This is a genomic window from Allobosea sp. TWI1241 (assembly GCF_039673065.1).
Lineage (GTDB): Bacteria > Pseudomonadota > Alphaproteobacteria > Rhizobiales > Beijerinckiaceae > Allobosea.
The window spans coordinates 128,353-144,627 of sequence record NZ_JBDJKW010000004.1 but is presented as its reverse complement, the minus strand read 5'-3'; the positions used below and the strand labels follow the sequence as shown (position 1 = coordinate 144,627).

The window sequence follows — 16,275 nt, the reverse complement described above, 5'->3', positions numbered from 1 at the left end:
CGCGATACGCTCGGCCGGCCGTCAGCGAGGGCGGCGTGGTCAGGGATCCGCTCTACCGAGAACTCCGTTTTTGCACGTCGCCCGTGCAGGAACTGAGCGATATCAGGGTCGTTTTCAAGCGGCCTGTGCCGATGTCGCCATGAGCCGCCGGGGCCGGCCGCAGTCGGCTCCGCCCGCGTCTAGGGCGCAGTGCGGACCGCGGCGCCGCAGTGCCGGACGATCCAGCGCAGCAGGCGGGTTTCCGCACCTGACAAGGGCTGCTGGCTGAGATGGCAGAGATAGTAGTCGCGCCCGTCATGCAGCTCGCGCTGCGACAGGCGCACGAGCTGCCCCTCCTCGGCCAGAACGCCGACCAGTGACGGGCGCAGCAGGGCCACGCCGAGCCCGTCCAGCGCGGCCTGGAGGGCGAGATTGCCGTCCTCGACCAGGATACCCTGCTCGCGGTTGGGCTCGGCCCCCGCCTCTTCGCACCAGAGCCGCCAGCCATCCCTGTCCTGGTCGTGGATCAGCGGCCCGGCCGGCAGCGCGCCCTCCCCAGCCAGGAGGTCCGGATGCCGCGTGGCGAAGCCGGCGCTGCAATAGGGCGCCACGCCTCCCGACAGGATGCGGTGCGCCTCGTAGCCGCGCCACTGGCCCTCGCCGAAACGCACCGAGAGGTCGGCGGAATCGCTGACATAGTTGCGATGGTGGGCATAGGAGACGGTGAGCTCGATATCGGGATTGGCGGCGAGAAACGCCTCGACATGCCGGAACAGCCAGGTCCGCGCGAAGAGCGGGATCACCCCGAGCTGGACCTGCGCGCCGAGCGTGCCCTCCCGCAGCTGCTCCGTCGCGCCGCGCAGCACGGAGAAGGCGGCGCGCACCGAGCGGAAATATTCGCGCCCGGCCTCCGTCAGGCCGAGGCCGCGGCCTTCGCGGCGCGTCAGCGGCTGCTGCACGAACTGGTCGAGCAGCGAGAGCTGGTGGCTGATCGCCGAGGGCGAGACGTGCAGCTCGCGCGCGGCGAGCGTGACGCCGCCGAGGCGGGCGACCGCTTCGAAGGCACGGATTGCCGTCAAAGGAGGCTCGGCGCGCTCAGCCATTGGGCACCTCAAATGTTGAATTATTATCAGCTTTATAGCGGATTGATCGGCGATTTCGAGCCGATATAGTCGTAATTATGTGAAATTAATTTCACTCTTTGCAGGTTGTAAAAGAGATTTTTCTTCTCGCGCCATCTGCCGCCGCACCGGTTTCTCCGCCCCCGGAGCCGGATTTCCGCAAGCCGAAAAGGACCGAGCCCGCGATGTCCAAAGCTCTCTCCCGCCGCGATTTCCTCTCCTCGGTCGCCGCCATCGGGCTGGTCGCCAGTCACGCCCCCGGCGTTCTGGCGCAGGAGCAGCCGGTGCGCGGCGGCATCCTCAACGTCCATATGAACGCCGAGCAGCGCGTGGTGAATCCGGCGATCCGCGCCTCGGTCGACGTCTATCTCGTCGGCAGCAAGATCGTGGAGCCGCTGGTCGATCTCGACGCCAAGGGCCAGCCCGTCGGCGTGCTGGCCACCGGCTGGACCTCCTCGCCCGATGGCAGGACCATCACCTTCACCCTGCGCCAGAACGTGCGCTGGCACGACGGCAAGCCCTTCACCGCGGCCGATGTCCAGTTCACCGCCATGGAGATCTGGAAGAAGCACCTGAACTACGGCACGACCCTGCAGAAGAACCTGGAGGCCGTCGAGACGCCGGACGCCCACACCGCCGTCTTCAAATACGCGCAGCCCATGCCACTCGACCTGCTGCTGCGCGCCCTGCCCGATCTCGGCTATGTCGCGCCGAAGCACGTCTACGAGGGCACCAACATCCTCGAGAACCCGGCCAATCTCGAGCCGATCGGCACCGGCCCCTTCAAGTTCGCGCGCTATGAGCGCGGCCAGTACTTCATCGCCGACCGCAACCCCGACTACTGGCGCACCGGCTTCCCCTATCTCGACCGCATCGTCTGGAAGTTCATGCCGGACAAGTCGGCGGCGGCCGCCGCGCTCGAGACCGGCGCGGTCGATCTCAGCGCCTACACCTCGCTGGCGCTCGCCGATATCGACCGCCTGCGCAAGCATCCGGGCTTCACGGTCTCGACGAAGGGCAATGAGGGCAACGCGGTGCAGAACACCGTGGAGTTCAACCTGCGGCGCAAGGAGCTGGCCGACCTGCGGGTGCGGCGCGCCATCGTCCACGCGATCGACACCGACTTCTTCATCGAGAACATGCTGTACGGCTTCGGCCGTCGCGGCCGGGGGCCGGTGCCGCAATCCTCGGACTTCTTCGTGCCGGGCGCGCCCGACCTGCCCTTCGACCGGGCGCTCGCCAACAAGCTGCTCGACGAGGCGGGCTATCCGCGCGGCAACGGCCCGCGCTTCAAGCTGCGCCTGCTGCCGGCGCCCTGGGGCGAGGATGTCAGCGCCTTCGGCACCTTCATCCAGCAATCGCTGGCCGAGGTCGGCATCCAGGTCGACATCGTGCAGCGCGACGCCGCCGGCTTCCTGAACCAGGTCTATCGCGACTGGGATTTCGACCTCGCCACCGGCCGCCACCAGTATCGCAGCGACCCGGCGGTCTCGACCACGGTCTGGTACCGTTCAGGCGCGCCGAAGGGCGCGCCCTGGACCAATCAGTGGGGCTGGCAGGACGACGCGATCGACCGCGTCATCGACCAGGCGGCGGCTGAGCTCGATCCGAAGGCGCGCAAGCAGCGCTATGTCGAGTTCGTCAAGCTCGCCAACGAACAGGCGCCGGTCTGGATGGCGACCGATCGCGAGTTCATCTCGGTGACCAGCAAGGCGCTGCGCAACGACCACAACACGCCGCGCTGGCCGTCCAGCAGCTGGCACGATCTCTGGGTGAAGAAGTGAGCGACGCCGTGACCAAGGTCCAGGCCAACCCCTACGCCTTCCCGCTGAACGGCGCGCTGACGCCGCAGAACACCGCTCTGCTCGTCATCGACATGCAAGGCGATTTCTGCGCCGAAGGCGGCTACATGCACCAGTTCGGCTTCGATCTCGGCGCACTGCGCCGGCCGATCCCGGTGATCGCCCGCGTCATGGCGGCCTGCCGGGCGGCGGGCCTGCCGGTGATCCACACCCGCGAAACCTTCAGCCCCGATCTCTCCGACGTGCAGCCGCACCGGCTCTGGCGCGGCATCGACGGCAAGGGTGTCGCGGTCGGCGACGAGGGGCCGAAGGGCCGCTACCTGATCGAAGGCGCGGAGTGCTGGCAGATCATTCCCGAGCTGGCGCCGCTGCCCGGCGAGGCGGTGTTCGACAAGCCGTCCTATGGCGCCTTCGGCTTCACCGGCATCGAGGCGCATCTGCGCGAGCGCGGCATCCACAACCTGATCCTGACCGGGCTGACGACCGATTGCTGCATCCACACCAATGTCCGCGAGGCGCTGGACCGGGGCTTCGACTGCCTGACCCTGTCTGACGGCACCGGGGCCTGCTTCCAGGCGGTGCACGAGGCGGCAATCCAGCTGCTGATCAAGAAGAGCGGCGTCTTCGGCGCGGTGGCGGAGAGCGGCGCCGTGCTCGCGGCGCTGGCTGCTTTCACGACGGAGGGCCGGTCATGAGCGACGATGCGGAGATGGGGATCCTCGCCCGCCGGCGGATCGAGGCCGGCGTCATCAAGCCGATCTACGAGACGCTGGTCGCGCATCTCGGCAAGGCGCAGGCCCAGGCCCTGATCGGCGAGGCGATCGCCAAGACCGCCGTCGCGGCCGGCCGCGACTTCGCGGCGCGCGAGCCCGGCGGCGCGGACCTGCGCAGCTTCGCCGAGCTGCAGCGGCTCTGGACGCAGGACGACGCGCTGGAGGTCACGGTGCTGCGCGCCGACGAGGCCGCGTTCAGCTACGACGTGCATCGCTGCCGCTATGCCGAGATGTATCACGCCATGGGGCTCGGCGAGATCGGGCACCTGCTCTCCTGCAACCGGGATTACGGCTTCATCGAGGGCTACGACCCGAACGCCACGCTGACCCGCACCTCGACCCTGATGTCGGGCGGGAGCTGCTGCGACTTCCGCTACGCAGCCAAGCCGGACGGTGCCAAGGCGGAGGCCGAGGCGAAGAGCGAGGAATAGGCGAGAGACGGCCCTCCCGCGCCATCGCAGGGGGGACGGGCTGACAGTGCCGTACCGCTCGGCCTGCGCCGCCCTCCGGAGTCGACCGGAGAGACGCGGCCGGCCTCACGGCCTCTTCCCCCGTGTCCGCGACAGGACGCGCCGTGTGTCAACGGCAATTCGGCAGGGACAACCGACAAGCTGCCGACGAATAGATGCGGCGGCCGGGCGGAGCGTCCTATGATCGCTGGACCGCACGCCAGCACGGAGCCGCTCGTGACGCCGGAAGACATCCTCGCGGAGCTCGTCCGCTTTCGTTCGCTGGTCGGCCAGCCGAATGGCGACATCGTCGACTGGGTCGCGGCCTATCTCGGGCGCTTCGGCGTCGCGGCGCATGTCCTGCCCGGACCCGAGGGCGACCGCGCCAACCTGTTCGCGACGATCGGCGCCCGCGATGCGCCCGGCCTGATCCTCTCCGGCCATATGGACGTGGTCCCGGCCGAGGAGCCGGACTGGACCTCCGACCCGTTCCGCCTGCGCGCCGAGGGCGACCGGCTGTTCGGGCGCGGCGCCAGCGACATGAAGGGGTTTCTCGCGGCCGTCCTCGCCATCGTCCCGGCGCTGGTGGCGAGCCGACTCGCCCGCCCGGTGCACATCGCCTTCTCCTATGACGAGGAGGCCGGCTGCCGCGGCGTGCCGCATCTGATCGCCCGTCTGCCGGAGCTCTGCACCAGGCCGGCCGCGGCGGTGATCGGCGAGCCGAGCGGGCTGCGCCCGATCCTCGCCCATAAGGGCAAGGCCGCGGCGCGCGTCGAGATCGTCGGCCGGCCCGGCCATTCCTCACGGCCCGAGCTGGCGCTCAACGCCATCCACGCCATGGGCAGCGTCATCGCGGCGACGCGGGCTGCTGCGCTGGCGGCGCAGCAGGGTCCGCTCGATCCGATCTTCGAGCCGCCATACTCCACCATCCAGATCGGGACGATCCGCGGCGGCGGGGCCCTCAACATCGTGCCCGGCCGCTGCACCGTCGAGCTGGAGGCCCGCGCCATCGCCGGCGTCTCGCCCGAGGCGCTGCTGGCGCCGATCCGCTCCGCCGCCGAGGCACTGCGGGCGGACGGGTACGAAGTGCAATGGCAGCCCATGGCGAGCTATCCGGCACTCTCGCTGCCGGCCGACGCGCCGATCGCGCTCCTGCTCGCCGAGATCACCGGAACGACCCCGCAGGCGGCGGTGAGCTACGGCACCGAGGCCGGGCGCTATCAGGAAGCCGGGATCGACGCGATCATCTGCGGGCCGGGCGACATCTCCCGCGCCCACAGGCCCGACGAATACGTCACGCGCGACGAACTGGCCACCTGCACGCGGATGCTGGAGCGGCTCTGCGGCCGCTTCGCGCAGGACGGAGCCTGATCGCCAACCGGGAGACGGCCATGCGCTGGTGGAGGTGCGCGGGCACAGACCGCTCCACGATCAGCCGCGCTGTCCACGGCACAGCAGGACTTCGCAGACCGCCCCTGGCATTCCCTGCGGCGGCCGCGTGCCCTTACAGCGGAAGATGTCGCGCGGCACCGATCCTCGGGACGAACTGCGCCGTCGCAGGGCTTATTCATGACCACCAAAGGACGCGGATAGCAGCATGGACACGGGAACGATCGATCTCGTCGCCTTCGATGAAAGCCATCTCGACGGCGCGGTCAGCCTGTCGCGCGAGGCCGGCTGGCTGCATCGGCGCGAGGACTGGGCGATGTCGCTGCCGCTGAGCCGCGGCTTCGCGGCGATGCTGGACGGCCGCGTGGTCGGCACGGCCATGCTCACGCCTTTCGGCGACGACTGCGCCACGATCAACATGGTGATCGTGGCGGCCGCCCTGCGCGGGCGCGGCCTCGGCCGGAGGCTGATGAATGCCGTCATCGCGGCGGCCGGCGCGCGCGAATGCCGCCTCGTCGCCACGCCGGAGGGCATGCCGCTCTACGAAACGCTCGGCTTCCGCGCCAGCCACGCGATCAACCAGCACCAGGCCGATCTCGGCGCCCCGCCCGACGCGCAGCCGCAGAACGGCGTCGTCTGGGCGTCGGAGGCCGACGCGCCGGCCATCGCGGCGCTCGACCGCGCGGCGCATGGCATCGACCGCACCGCGCTGACGCACCGTCTCGCCGAGGTCGGGCGCCTGGCCGTGCTGCGCGAGGGCGACCGTCTCGCCGGCTATGGCGCGCTGCGCAGCTTCGGCCGCGGAGAGCTGGTCGGCCCGGTCATCTCGCAGACACAGGACCAGGCCCGGGCGCTGATCGACTTCCTCGCTGCCGCCCGCTCCGGAACCGTCCTGCGGATCGACACGCCGGCGACCTCCGGCCTGTCGCCCTGGCTCGCCGGGCGCGGCCTGCCGCAGGTCGGCGACGGCGTCGCCATGCGGCGCGGCAGCACGAGCGCGCCCCCCGCCGGGCCCGCACGTCCCTTCGCCCTCGCCAGCCAGGCGCTGGGATAGACCCAAAGCACTTGGACAGACCGGAGACCCGTCATGTTGAGCAATTCGCTGATCGAACTCGATCGCCAGCACTGGATTCATCCGGTCGCCTCCTATCGCGGCCATGAGAAGGCGGGCGTACGCGTGCTGCGCTCGGCCAAAGGCGCGACCGTCACCGACGATTCCGGCAAGCAGCTGATCGACGGCTTCGCCGGGCTGTGGTGCGTCAATGCCGGCTACGGCCATGAGAGCATCGTGGAAGCCGCCGCCAACCAGATGCGCCAGCTCGCCTACGCCACCGGCTATTTCAGCCTCGGATCGGAGCCGGCGATCCGGCTGGCGGCCGAACTGGCCGAGCGCGCGCCGGGCGACCTCAACCGCGTCTATTTCTCGCTGGGCGGCTCGGACGCGGTCGACAGCACGGTACGCTTCATCCGCTATTACCAGCAGGCGCGCGGCAAGCCGCAGAAGGACCAGTTCATTACGCTGGAGCAGGGCTATCACGGCTCCTCCACCGTCGGCGCCGGCCTCACCGCCCTGCCCGTCTTCCATGCCGGCTTCGGCGTGCCCTATGACTGGCAGCACAAGATTCCGTCGCACTATACCTACCGCAACCCGGCGGGCGCCGACCCGGCGGCGGTGATCGCCGCCTCGCTGGCGGCGCTCGAGGCCAAGGTCGAGGCGCTCGGCGGGGCCGAGCGGGTCGCGGCCTTCTATTGCGAGCCGATCCAGGGCTCCGGCGGCGTGCTCGTCCCGCCGCCAGGCTGGGTCAAGGCGATGCGGGAGCGCTGCCGCGCGCTCGACATCCTCTTCGTCGCCGACGAGGTCATCACCGGCTTCGGCCGCACCGGCCCGCTCTTCGCCTGCGAGGACGAGGGCATCGTCCCCGACATGATGACCATCGCCAAGGGCCTGACCTCGGGCTACGTGCCGATGGGCGCGGTGCTGATGTCACAGGCCGTCTACGACGTCATCGCCGACCGTGCCGGCACCGCCGCGATCGGCCATGGCTACACCTATTCCGCCCATCCGGTCAGCGCGGCCGTCGGCCTGGAGGTGCTGCGACTCTACGATGCCGGCCTGCTCGACAACGGCCGCAAGGCCGGCGCGCGCCTGATGGCCGGCCTGCAGAGCCTGAGCGACCACCCGCTGGTCGGCGAGGTGCGCGGCCGCGGCATGCTGGCCGCGATCGAGCTGGTCACCGACAAGGCGAAGAAGACGCCGCTGCCGGCCTCCAGCGCCCCGGCCGTGCGCATCTTCGACCGGGCCTGGGAGCACGGGCTGGTGATCCGCGCCTTCGGCAACGGCGTGCTCGGCTATGCGCCGCCGCTGTGCTGCACCGAGGGCGAGATCGACGCGATCGTGGCGCGCACGCGCAAGACCCTCGACGAGACGCTGGCCGATCCGGACGTGCGCGCCGCGATGGCCTGAGCGCCGCGCCGGCACTTCGGTCTCCCGACCGCGACCCGACCGCCCTTCGCCCTGCGCGGAGGGCGGTCAGCCCGCGGTGGGGAACAGGCTCGTCAGCGGCATGTGCGGCTTGACGATCGGCGACTTGAGCACGACGAAGCTGAAATACTTGTCGATGCCGATATCGAGGTCGATCAGGCGCTCCATCAGCGTCTGGTATTCGACGATGCCGCTGAGCACGAACTTCACCAGGTAGTCGTAGCCGCCCGAGACCAGATGGCATTCGACAAGCTGGTCGAGCTTCTCGATCGCCGCCTGGAAGCGGGCGAAATCGATCTGGCGATGGTTCTTCAGGGTGATCTCGGTGAACACCGTCAGCGTCTGGCCGAGCTTCGCGAGGTTGATCCGGGCGTGATAGCCGGTGATGTAGCCGTCCTGCTGCAGCTTCTTCACGCGCATCAGGCAGGGGCTCGGCGAGAGATTGACCAGCTCCGCCAGCTCGACATTGGTGATCCGGCCGTTCTTCTGCAGCTCGGAGAGGATCTTGATGTCGATCTGGTCAAGCTTCATGGGAGCTCCGCGGCAGCGGCGGACCATGCCCTAAGCGGCCAGCCGCAGCAATCGGCGCAGGCACGTCATCCCCGGCACGTCATCCCCCACGGCGGCACCTCTCGCGCGACCGAATGCGCCGGAGGATGGCCGCGCCGGGAACGGCCTGAACGGCCGCCATTGCCTCACATGGCGATCAGGATTGCGCGCATCGGCGCGGTGCCGGCGGCAGCCTGACGCCGCCCCGGAGGGATCGGGCGCGCGGCTCAGCGCGCCTCGATCCGGGTCAGATAGGCGCGCAGCTCGCTCTCCGGCCCGCCATGATAGGAGGCGCCGGTGCGGCCCTGCAGCTCGGGCGCTTCCTTCCAGCCCGGCTCGATGCCGGTCATGTCGGGCAGCTGGTGGGCGATGCCCTTGTGGCAGTCGATGCAGGTCTTCTCGCCCGTGGTCAGGAAGCGGCTGTGAATGTCGGCCGCGCGCCTGGTCTGCTTGGTGAAGTCCATCGCCACCGAGGAATGGCAGTTGCGGCATTCCAGCGAGTCGTTTGCCTTGAGGCGCCCCCATTCGTGCTTGGCGAGTTCGAGGCGCAGGTTGAGGAACTTCTCGCGCGTCGAGATCGTACCGAAGATCTTGCCCCAGACCTCCTTCGAGGCCTGCATCTTGCGGGCGATCTTGTCGGTCCAGTTGTGCGGGACATGGCAGTCCGGGCAGCTGGCGCGCACGCCGGACCGGTTGGAGAAGTGCACCGTCTGGGTCAGCTCCTGATAGACGTTATCGCGCATCTCGTGACAGGAGATGCAGAACTTCTCGGTGTTGGTCGCCTCGAGCACGGTGTTGAAGCCGCCCCAGAAGACCACCCCGCACAGGAAGCCGCCGAGCGTCAGGAAGCCGAGCGGCAGATAGGCGCTCGGGCGGCTGACGATCCGCCAGAAGCGCAGCACAGCATGCCAGATTCGGACCAGGAAGCCCGGTTTCGCGCCGTCGTTCGGGTTCATGCCGGCCCCGCTCACGGCTTGCGGCCGATGGTGGCGGCGTCCCGGAACTGGTTCGGGACGAGCGGCTGCACGTCGCTCTGCTGGACATGGCACGCCGTGCAGAAATAGCGGCGCGGGGTGACGTCGGCGAGCACCTGGCCGTCACGGTCCTGGAAATGCGTGACGCTGATCATCGGCGCGCCCGAGCCTTCGGTGAATTCGCGCTTGTGGCAGTCCATGCAGCGATTGGTGTTCACCGTCAGCTGGTAGCCGTCGATCGAATGCGGGATCACCGGCGGCTGCTCGGGGTAGTTGCGCATGCGCTTGACGTCGTCGACGACCGGCCGGCCGAGCGGCGGGATGCGATCGAGCGCCATCGGCTGGGCGTTGCCGGTGAGGCGCGGCACGATCTTGACCGGGGCGCCCTCCTGCGAGACGGCGGCCCCGAAGGCGAGGACGACGGCGGCGGCGACGAAGGCGGCTAGAAGGGGCCAGGAGCGCATGACGCTCAGACCGCGAGAATCTTGACGGCGCATTTCTTGAAGTCCGTCTGCTTGGAGATGGGATCGGTGGCGTCGAGCGTCGCCTTGTTGATCAGCTGGCTGGCGTCGAACCACGGCACGAAAACCACGCCCGGCGGCATGCGGTTGCGGCCGCGCGTCTCGACGCGGGTGCGGACCTCGCCGCGGCGCGAGATCAGCCTGATCTCGGCGCCCTGGTTGAGGCCGCGCTTGCGCGCATCGTCGGGATGCATGAAGCAGCGGGCGCCGGGGAAGGCCTTGTAGAGTTCCGGCACGCGCATGGTCATCGAGCCGGAGTGCCAGTGCTCGAGCACGCGGCCGGTGACCAGCCAGAGGTCGAATTCGGCGTCCGGGCTCTCGGCCGGCGGCTCGTAGGGCACCGCGATGATGCGGGCCTTGCCGTCCTTGTTTCCGTAGAACTCGATGCCCTTGCCGGGCTTCACATAGGGGTCGAGCCCCTCGCGATAGCGCCAGAGCGTCTCCTTGCCGTCTACGACCGGCCAGCGCAGGCCGCGGACCTGATGATAGAGGTCGAAGGGGCCGAGGTCGTGGCCGTGGCCGCGCCCGAAGGCAGCATACTCCTCGAACAGGCCCTTCTGGAGATAGAAGCCGAAATCGGCGGCTTCACGGTTCTCGTAGCCGGCCTCGACATCCGAGACCGGGAAGGCGTCGACCGTGCCGTTGCGGAAGAGCACGTCGTACAGGCTCTTGCCGCGATAGTTCGGGTTCGCGTTGAGGATCTCCGCCGGCCAGACCTCGTCCGTGGTGAAGCGCTTGGAGAACTCGACGAGCTGCCAGAGATCGGAGCGCGCCTGGCCGGGCGCGTCGACGAGCTGGTGCCAGACATGGGTGCGCCGCTCGGCATTGCCGTAGGCGCCCTCCTTCTCGACCCACATCGCCGCCGGCAGGATCAGGTCCGCCGCCATCGCGGTCACGGTCGGATAGGCGTCCGAGACCACGATGAAGTTGTCGGGGTTGCGATAGCCCGGATAGGTCTCGCCTGTGTTGTTGGGCGCGGCCTGGAGGTTGTTGTTGACCTGGATCCAGTAGAAATTGAGCTTGCCGTCCTTGAGGGCCCGGTCCTGCTCCACGGCGTGGTAGCCCGGCTTTTCCGGGATGATCCCGTGCGGGATGCGCCAGATCTCCTCGGCATGCTTGCGATGCTCGGGATTGGTCACCGTCATGTCCGCCGGCAGGCGGTGGGCGAAGGTGCCGACCTCGCGGGCGGTGCCGCAGGCGGAGGGCTGGCCGGTCAGCGAGAACGGGCTGTTGCCGGGCTCGGAGATCTTACCGGTTAGCAGGTGCAGGTTGTAGACCATCTGGTTGGCCCAGACGCCGCGCACATGCTGGTTGAAGCCCATCGTCCAGAAGGAGACGACCTTGCGCTTCGGGTCGGCATAGAGCTCGGCGAGCTGGCGCAGGAAGCCCTGCTCCACCCCGGTCAATTCCGAGACCTTCTCGAGCGTGTAATCCTTCACGAAGGCGGCGAAGGCGTCGAAGTCGATCGGCGTCGTCGCGCCCGGATCGGCCGCCTTGCGCGCCTTGACCTCGCGCGGATCGTCGGGCCGCAGGCCGTAGCCGATATCGGTCGCGCCCTTCACGAAGGTCGCGTGCTTCTCGACGAATTCCTTGTTCACCTTCCCGGTCGAGATGATGTGGTTGGCGATGTAGTTCAGGATCGCCAGATCGGTGCCCGGCTTGAAGACGATCGGGATGTCGGCAAGGTCGGAGCTGCGATGGGTATAGGTCGACAGCACCGCGACCTTGACGTGCGGATGGCCGAGACGGCGATCGGCGACCCGGGTCCACAGGATCGGGTGCATCTCCGCCATGTTCGAGCCCCAGAGCACGAAGGCGTCGGCATGCTCGAAATCGTCATAGCAGCCCATCGGCTCGTCCATGCCGAAGGTGCGCATGAAGGCGTAGGCGGCCGACGCCATGCAGTGGCGGGCGTTGGGGTCGAGATTGTTCGAGCGGAAGCCGGCCCGCATCAGCTTGGTCGCGGCGTAGCCCTCGAAGATGGTCCACTGGCCGGAGCCGAACATGCCGAGCGCGGTCGGTCCCTTGGCCTTCAGCGTCTCCTTGGCCTTGGCGGCCATGGTGTCGAAGGCCTCGTCCCAGGACACCGGCGTGAACTCGCCGTCCTTGGCGTAGACGCCGTTCTTCTTGCGCAGCAGCGGCTGGGTCAGCCGGTCGGCGCCGTACATGATCTTGGAGAGGAAATAGCCCTTCACGCAGTTCAGGCCGCGATTGACCTCGGCCTTCATGTCGCCATGGGTGGCGATGACCCGCCCTTCCTTGACGCCGACCATGACGCCGCAGCCGGTGCCGCAGAAGCGGCAGGGCGCCTTGGACCATTTGATCTGCAGGGCGTCGACCCCGCCGGCGACCGGCTGGGCGCTGGCGGTGCCGCCGATGCCGGCGGCAAGACCAGCTATGCCCGCTGCCTGGGCCTTGAGTAGCTCGCGACGAGAGACCGTCATCGGCCGCCTCCGTGGTCGTTCAGTTGTTCGATCTGCTCGAAGACGAGGTTGGCCGAGAAGACGCCGTCCATCAGCGCCATTTCGGTCAGCCGCCCGCCGATCTCGCCGCTGCGCTCGCTCTCAAGCACGACGACGATCTTGCTGCCCTCGATGCCGTGGACCTCGGCGCCGGGTATCTCGGCGATCCGGGCCGCGACGGCGGCGCAGTTCTCGGGGCGCGCGGTCACGACCGCGCTCGCGATGTAGAGAAGGCGCTCCGGCGCCCGCGCGCCGCCCTCGGCGGCAGGCAGCACGCGCCCGGTGAGGAAGTCGCGCCGGTCGATCTCGGATTTGTTCGACGTCATCGCCACCTCCCTAGTGCGGAGGGCCGGGCGGGCCGAAGACGAGCTGCGACATCCAGACGAGGAAGCCGTAGCCGCCGACGACACCGACGGCGATCACGGGCCAGATCAGGACGCCCAGGACGAGGAAGGCCACGATCTCGTCGCGCCGCGTCGGCTTGCGGGAGAGATCGCTCTGTGAGGTGTCGACGGCCATATGCCGCCCCCCTTTCGTTGCGATGCCGGATAACCGTCCGGGGGCCACCGCCGGATTGGAGTTACTTTAAAGACAACATTCTCCGACGGCCTGTCCATGCGCCGGTTGCAAGTATTCGCCCCGGCTGCCTTCATCTTTGACAAAGTGCAAAGATGACCGCCGCAAAACCGCCTAACAGGAGGACAGGGCGGCGCGGATGGCGTGTCGGGCGCTCGTCGCGCCCCGCCCGACAGGAAGCCGGACCCCGCCTCTGCCATGCCTCTCACCCTCGCCAAGCTGCCCCGCCTGCCCGCCTTCGCATCGATCGACGCCGCCACCCGCGACGCGCTGATGCGCGAGGTGCGCCTGCGCGACATCGCGCCGGGCCAGTGCTGTTTCGCTCAGGGCGAGGCCGGCGAGGAGGTGGTGCTGCTGGTCGAGGGCTGCCTGAAGCTGATGCGCACCAGCCGCGCCGGGCGCACCGCGATCGTCCGCGTCGCCTATGCCGGCGAGCTCTTCGGCATCGGGCCGGCCATGGGCATGCCGCGTTATCTCCTGACCGCTATCGCCATTCGCCGGAGCCGGGTCGCGCTCTGGCGCACCGCCGACTGGCACCGGGTTCTCGGCACCACGCCGGAATCGACCGACGTGCTGCGCGTGCTCGGCGAGCGGCTCGACGACGCCTATGACCGGCTGGTCAACAATGCGACGCTCGACGTCACCGCCCGGCTGATCCACGAAATCCTGCAGCTTGCCGACCAGGTCGGCCGCCTCACCGAGGACGGCACGCTGGTCGACCTGCCGCTGACCCGCGAGGATCTCGCGGCGATGACCGGCACGACCCTGCACAATGTCTCGCGCATCCTCAGCCGGCTGGAGAAGCAGGGCTTCGTCCGTGGCGGCCGGCGCCGCCTCCTGGTGCTCGACGTCGAGGGGCTGGTGCGGCTGGCCAACGAGCAGAACAGCGCCGCGTGAGCGCCGCCGGCCAAGGCACGGCCCCTGCCCTTTCCGCGCCGTCATTGCGGCGGCTCAACGTTTCCGGCCCGGCCGTGCGCTAGACCGAAATAGCGGCCACAGGGCGGCCGGGAACCGACGGGAGCCGCCATGCCGCTCGCCTCTCTGGCACGCTGGACGCCGGGCTACTTCACCGTCTCGCTGGCGGCGCTGCTGCTGGCGCAGGCGCTGATGGTGACCGGCCTCGGCCATCCCGCCGCGCCGCTGCGGGCGCCCGAGACCCTGCTCGTCGTACATCTCGTGCTGATCGGCTGGCTCAGCCTCGCCATGGCGGGGGCGCTGCTGCAATTCGTCCCCGTGCTGATCGCCCGTCCCCTCGCCCATCCGGGGCTGGCGGCGCCCGCTCTCGCCGCCCTCGCCAGCGGCGCCGGCCTGCTCTGCGCCGCGTTCGCGGTGCTGGCCGGCTGGCTCGACGCCCCGCTCGATCTGTTCCTGCCGGTAGCGGCGCTGCTGCTCACCGGCGTGCTGCTGCTGGCGCTGATGCTGGCGCGGACGATCGCGGGCGAGCATGCAGCCGGCAGCGTCGCCGGCTTCGTGCTCGGCGGGCTCGCCTGCCTCATTGCGGCGGCAGCGACGGGCAGCGGCTTCGCGGTCCTGCTCGCCGGCCGGGCGGACTGGCTCGCCGCCCTCGACTGGCCGGGCGACAGGGTGCCGCTGCACGCCATGCTCGGCATCGGCGGCTGGCTCGGCCTCGTCACGCTCGGCGTCAGCTACCGGCTGTTCGCGATGTTCATGCTCGCGCCCGATGGCGCGGTGCGGCAGGGCCGGCGCATCATGGCGCTCGGCGCCGCGGGCTTCGGCGCGATTCTCGCCGGCCTAAGCGGGCTCGCCCCCGCGCCGTTGGCCGCGACCGCGGCCTCCGTGCTCTTCGCCGCGATGATCGCGCTCTACGCCTGCGATCTCGTCGCGCTTCACCGCCAGCGCCGGCGCAAGCGGCTCGAGCTCAACATGTCCGCCAGCCTGCCGGCGCTCGCCGCGCTGGCGCTCGGGGCCGCGATGCTGCCGCCGGCGCTGTTGACCCAAGCCGGCGAACCCGTGGTCGCGGCGACCGGCTTCCTGCTCGTCTTCGGCTGGCTGACCGGGCTCACCCTGGCGCAGCTGGTCAGGATCGTGCCGTTCATCACCTGGATCGAGGTCTATGCACCGGTGCTCGGCCACCGGCCGGTGCCGCGCATCGAGGACCTGCTCGCCGCCCGCCGGGCAAGGCTGTGGTTCTCGCTCTATCACGCCGGCGTCGCGGCCGGCACGCTCGCTCTATTGCTGGCGCAGCCTCTCGCCTTCCGGGCCGCGATGGCGCTCGGCCTCGCCGGCACGCTCGGCATCGTGGTCGAGCTCGTGCGCGCCCGCCGGCTCGCCGCCATCGCCGACGCCGGGTGCCGGCGCCCCAGCCTGATCGTCACCTCCGCTCCGCAAAGGACCCAAGCTCATGCCGCAGGACCAGCCTAAGCCTCATGATCTCGACCTGCGCCCGATGATGGCGGCGGGCCAGGAACCCTTCGGCAGCATCATGGCGGCTGTGGACGGGCTCGCACCCGGCCAGCCGCTGCGCCTGACGGTGCCGTTCCGCCCGGTGCCCCTGTTCCAGGTCATGGCCAATCGCGGCTATGCGGTCTCCGATCGCCCGCTCGGCGACGGCGCCTGGGAGGTGGTGTTCTCGCCCGTCACGGCCCAGCCCGACACCGAGGGGCTCGCCGCCGGCAGCAGCCCCTCGGCCATAACCTGGAAGGCACCGATCGAGGAGCTCGACCTGCGCGATCTCGACCCGCCGGAACCGATGGTGCGGATCCTCGAGACGCTGAGCCAGTTGCAGGGCGGCGACGTGCTCTTCGCCCTGCTCGGGCGCGAGCCAACCTTCCTCTTCCCCGAACTGGCCAAGCGCGGCCATGAATGGGCCGGCAACTTCGATCCCGAGGGCCGCGACTACCGGCTGCTCGTCCGCCATGGCGGGGGCCGGTGATGGATGCCTCCCTCCCCGGCCGGATCGACGCCGCGCTGCGGCAGGTGCTCGACCCGGAGATAGGCCGCAATCTCGTCGATCTCGGGCTGATCTACGGCGTGGAGGTCGCGGATGACGCTGCCGTGCACATCGTCATGACGACGACCACCCGCGGCTGCCCGCTCTCCGGCTTCCTGAAGGAAGCGGTCGCGACCACGGTCGCGGCGGTGGGGGGCGTCGGCAGCGTCGATGTGGCGCTGACCTGGGATCCGCCCTGGACCCCGGCGATGAGCGCGCCGTTCTAGCCATAAGCACGCCGCGCCGTC

The 16,275-nt window shown here is 69.5% G+C and carries 17 protein-coding genes; 10 read left to right on the top strand and 7 right to left on the bottom strand.

Features of this window, described 5'->3' with window-relative positions:
• Nucleotides 1-179: 179 nt before the first annotated feature.
• Nucleotides 180-1,058 (bottom strand): LysR substrate-binding domain-containing protein, encoded by an 879-nt coding sequence (locus ABE438_RS07610; RefSeq protein ID WP_346501978.1) that lies wholly within the window; start codon nucleotides 1,056-1,058, stop codon nucleotides 180-182.
• A gap of 227 nt (nucleotides 1,059-1,285) precedes the next feature.
• Between ABE438_RS07610 and ABE438_RS07605 the strand changes: the two genes are divergently transcribed.
• The 6 genes from ABE438_RS07605 (at nucleotide 1,286) to ABE438_RS07580 (ending at nucleotide 7,977) form a co-directional block, all read left to right on the top strand.
• On the top strand, nucleotides 1,286-2,884 hold the full coding sequence (locus ABE438_RS07605) for an ABC transporter substrate-binding protein (protein ID WP_346501977.1): 1,599 nt from the start codon (nucleotides 1,286-1,288) through the stop codon (nucleotides 2,882-2,884).
• Between the two features lie 8 nt (nucleotides 2,885-2,892).
• Nucleotides 2,893-3,597, top strand: a complete 705-nt coding sequence (locus ABE438_RS07600) for a cysteine hydrolase family protein (protein ID WP_346501976.1) — start codon at nucleotides 2,893-2,895, stop codon at nucleotides 3,595-3,597.
• Complete coding sequence (locus ABE438_RS07595) at nucleotides 3,594-4,106, top strand: L-2-amino-thiazoline-4-carboxylic acid hydrolase (RefSeq protein WP_346501975.1); 513 nt, start codon at nucleotides 3,594-3,596, stop codon at nucleotides 4,104-4,106. The genes ABE438_RS07600 and ABE438_RS07595 overlap by 4 nt, the downstream gene beginning before the upstream one ends.
• Nucleotides 4,107-4,325: 219 nt before the next feature.
• A complete protein-coding gene (argE, locus tag ABE438_RS07590; protein WP_465248574.1) occupies nucleotides 4,326-5,495 on the top strand; it encodes an acetylornithine deacetylase in 1,170 nt (389 codons plus the stop codon).
• Nucleotides 5,496-5,721: 226 nt separating this feature from the next.
• Entirely contained in the window at nucleotides 5,722-6,567 is an 846-nt protein-coding gene (locus ABE438_RS07585; protein WP_346501974.1) for a GNAT family N-acetyltransferase, read from the top strand.
• A 33-nt stretch (nucleotides 6,568-6,600) separates the two neighbouring features.
• On the top strand, nucleotides 6,601-7,977 hold the full coding sequence (locus ABE438_RS07580) for an aspartate aminotransferase family protein (RefSeq protein WP_346501973.1): 1,377 nt from the start codon (nucleotides 6,601-6,603) through the stop codon (nucleotides 7,975-7,977).
• A 66-nt stretch (nucleotides 7,978-8,043) separates the two neighbouring features.
• Here ABE438_RS07580 and ABE438_RS07575 read toward each other — a convergent pair whose 3' ends face one another.
• The 6 genes from ABE438_RS07575 to napE form a co-directional block, all read right to left on the bottom strand.
• Nucleotides 8,044-8,526: an Lrp/AsnC family transcriptional regulator gene (locus tag ABE438_RS07575; protein WP_346501972.1), complete on the bottom strand. Its 483-nt coding sequence runs from the start codon at nucleotides 8,524-8,526 to the stop codon at nucleotides 8,044-8,046.
• Between the two features lie 245 nt (nucleotides 8,527-8,771).
• Entirely contained in the window at nucleotides 8,772-9,500 is a 729-nt protein-coding gene (locus ABE438_RS07570; RefSeq protein WP_346501971.1) for a cytochrome c3 family protein, read from the bottom strand.
• Between the two features lie 11 nt (nucleotides 9,501-9,511).
• Entirely contained in the window at nucleotides 9,512-9,982 is a 471-nt protein-coding gene (locus tag ABE438_RS07565; protein WP_346501969.1) for a nitrate reductase cytochrome c-type subunit, read from the bottom strand.
• Between the two features lie 5 nt (nucleotides 9,983-9,987).
• Nucleotides 9,988-12,483, bottom strand: coding sequence for a periplasmic nitrate reductase subunit alpha (gene napA / locus ABE438_RS07560; protein WP_346501968.1), 2,496 nt, complete (start codon nucleotides 12,481-12,483; stop codon nucleotides 9,988-9,990).
• Nucleotides 12,480-12,827 (bottom strand): chaperone NapD, encoded by a 348-nt coding sequence (locus tag ABE438_RS07555; protein ID WP_346501966.1) that lies wholly within the window; start codon nucleotides 12,825-12,827, stop codon nucleotides 12,480-12,482. Before ABE438_RS07555 ends, napA begins: the two co-directional genes overlap by 4 nt.
• Nucleotides 12,828-12,837: 10 nt before the next feature.
• Nucleotides 12,838-13,020, bottom strand: a complete 183-nt coding sequence (gene napE / locus ABE438_RS07550; protein ID WP_346501964.1) for a periplasmic nitrate reductase, NapE protein — start codon at nucleotides 13,018-13,020, stop codon at nucleotides 12,838-12,840.
• A 255-nt stretch (nucleotides 13,021-13,275) separates the two neighbouring features.
• Between napE and ABE438_RS07545 the strand changes: the two genes are divergently transcribed.
• From ABE438_RS07545 to ABE438_RS07530, 4 genes are all read left to right on the top strand, one after another.
• The gene (locus tag ABE438_RS07545) at nucleotides 13,276-13,974 is read left to right on the top strand and encodes a Crp/Fnr family transcriptional regulator (RefSeq protein ID WP_346501962.1); all 699 of its coding nucleotides are present in this window, start codon (nucleotides 13,276-13,278) and stop codon (nucleotides 13,972-13,974) included.
• Nucleotides 13,975-14,103: 129 nt separating this feature from the next.
• Nucleotides 14,104-15,459 (top strand): hypothetical protein, encoded by a 1,356-nt coding sequence (locus tag ABE438_RS07540; protein WP_346501960.1) that lies wholly within the window; start codon nucleotides 14,104-14,106, stop codon nucleotides 15,457-15,459.
• Nucleotides 15,440-15,970, top strand: coding sequence for a DUF2249 domain-containing protein (locus ABE438_RS07535; protein ID WP_346501958.1), 531 nt, complete (start codon nucleotides 15,440-15,442; stop codon nucleotides 15,968-15,970). The genes ABE438_RS07540 and ABE438_RS07535 overlap by 20 nt, the downstream gene beginning before the upstream one ends.
• A complete protein-coding gene (locus ABE438_RS07530; RefSeq protein WP_346501956.1) occupies nucleotides 15,970-16,254 on the top strand; it encodes a metal-sulfur cluster assembly factor in 285 nt (94 codons plus the stop codon). Before ABE438_RS07535 ends, ABE438_RS07530 begins: the two co-directional genes overlap by 1 nt.
• Nucleotides 16,255-16,275: the final 21 nt, after the last annotated feature.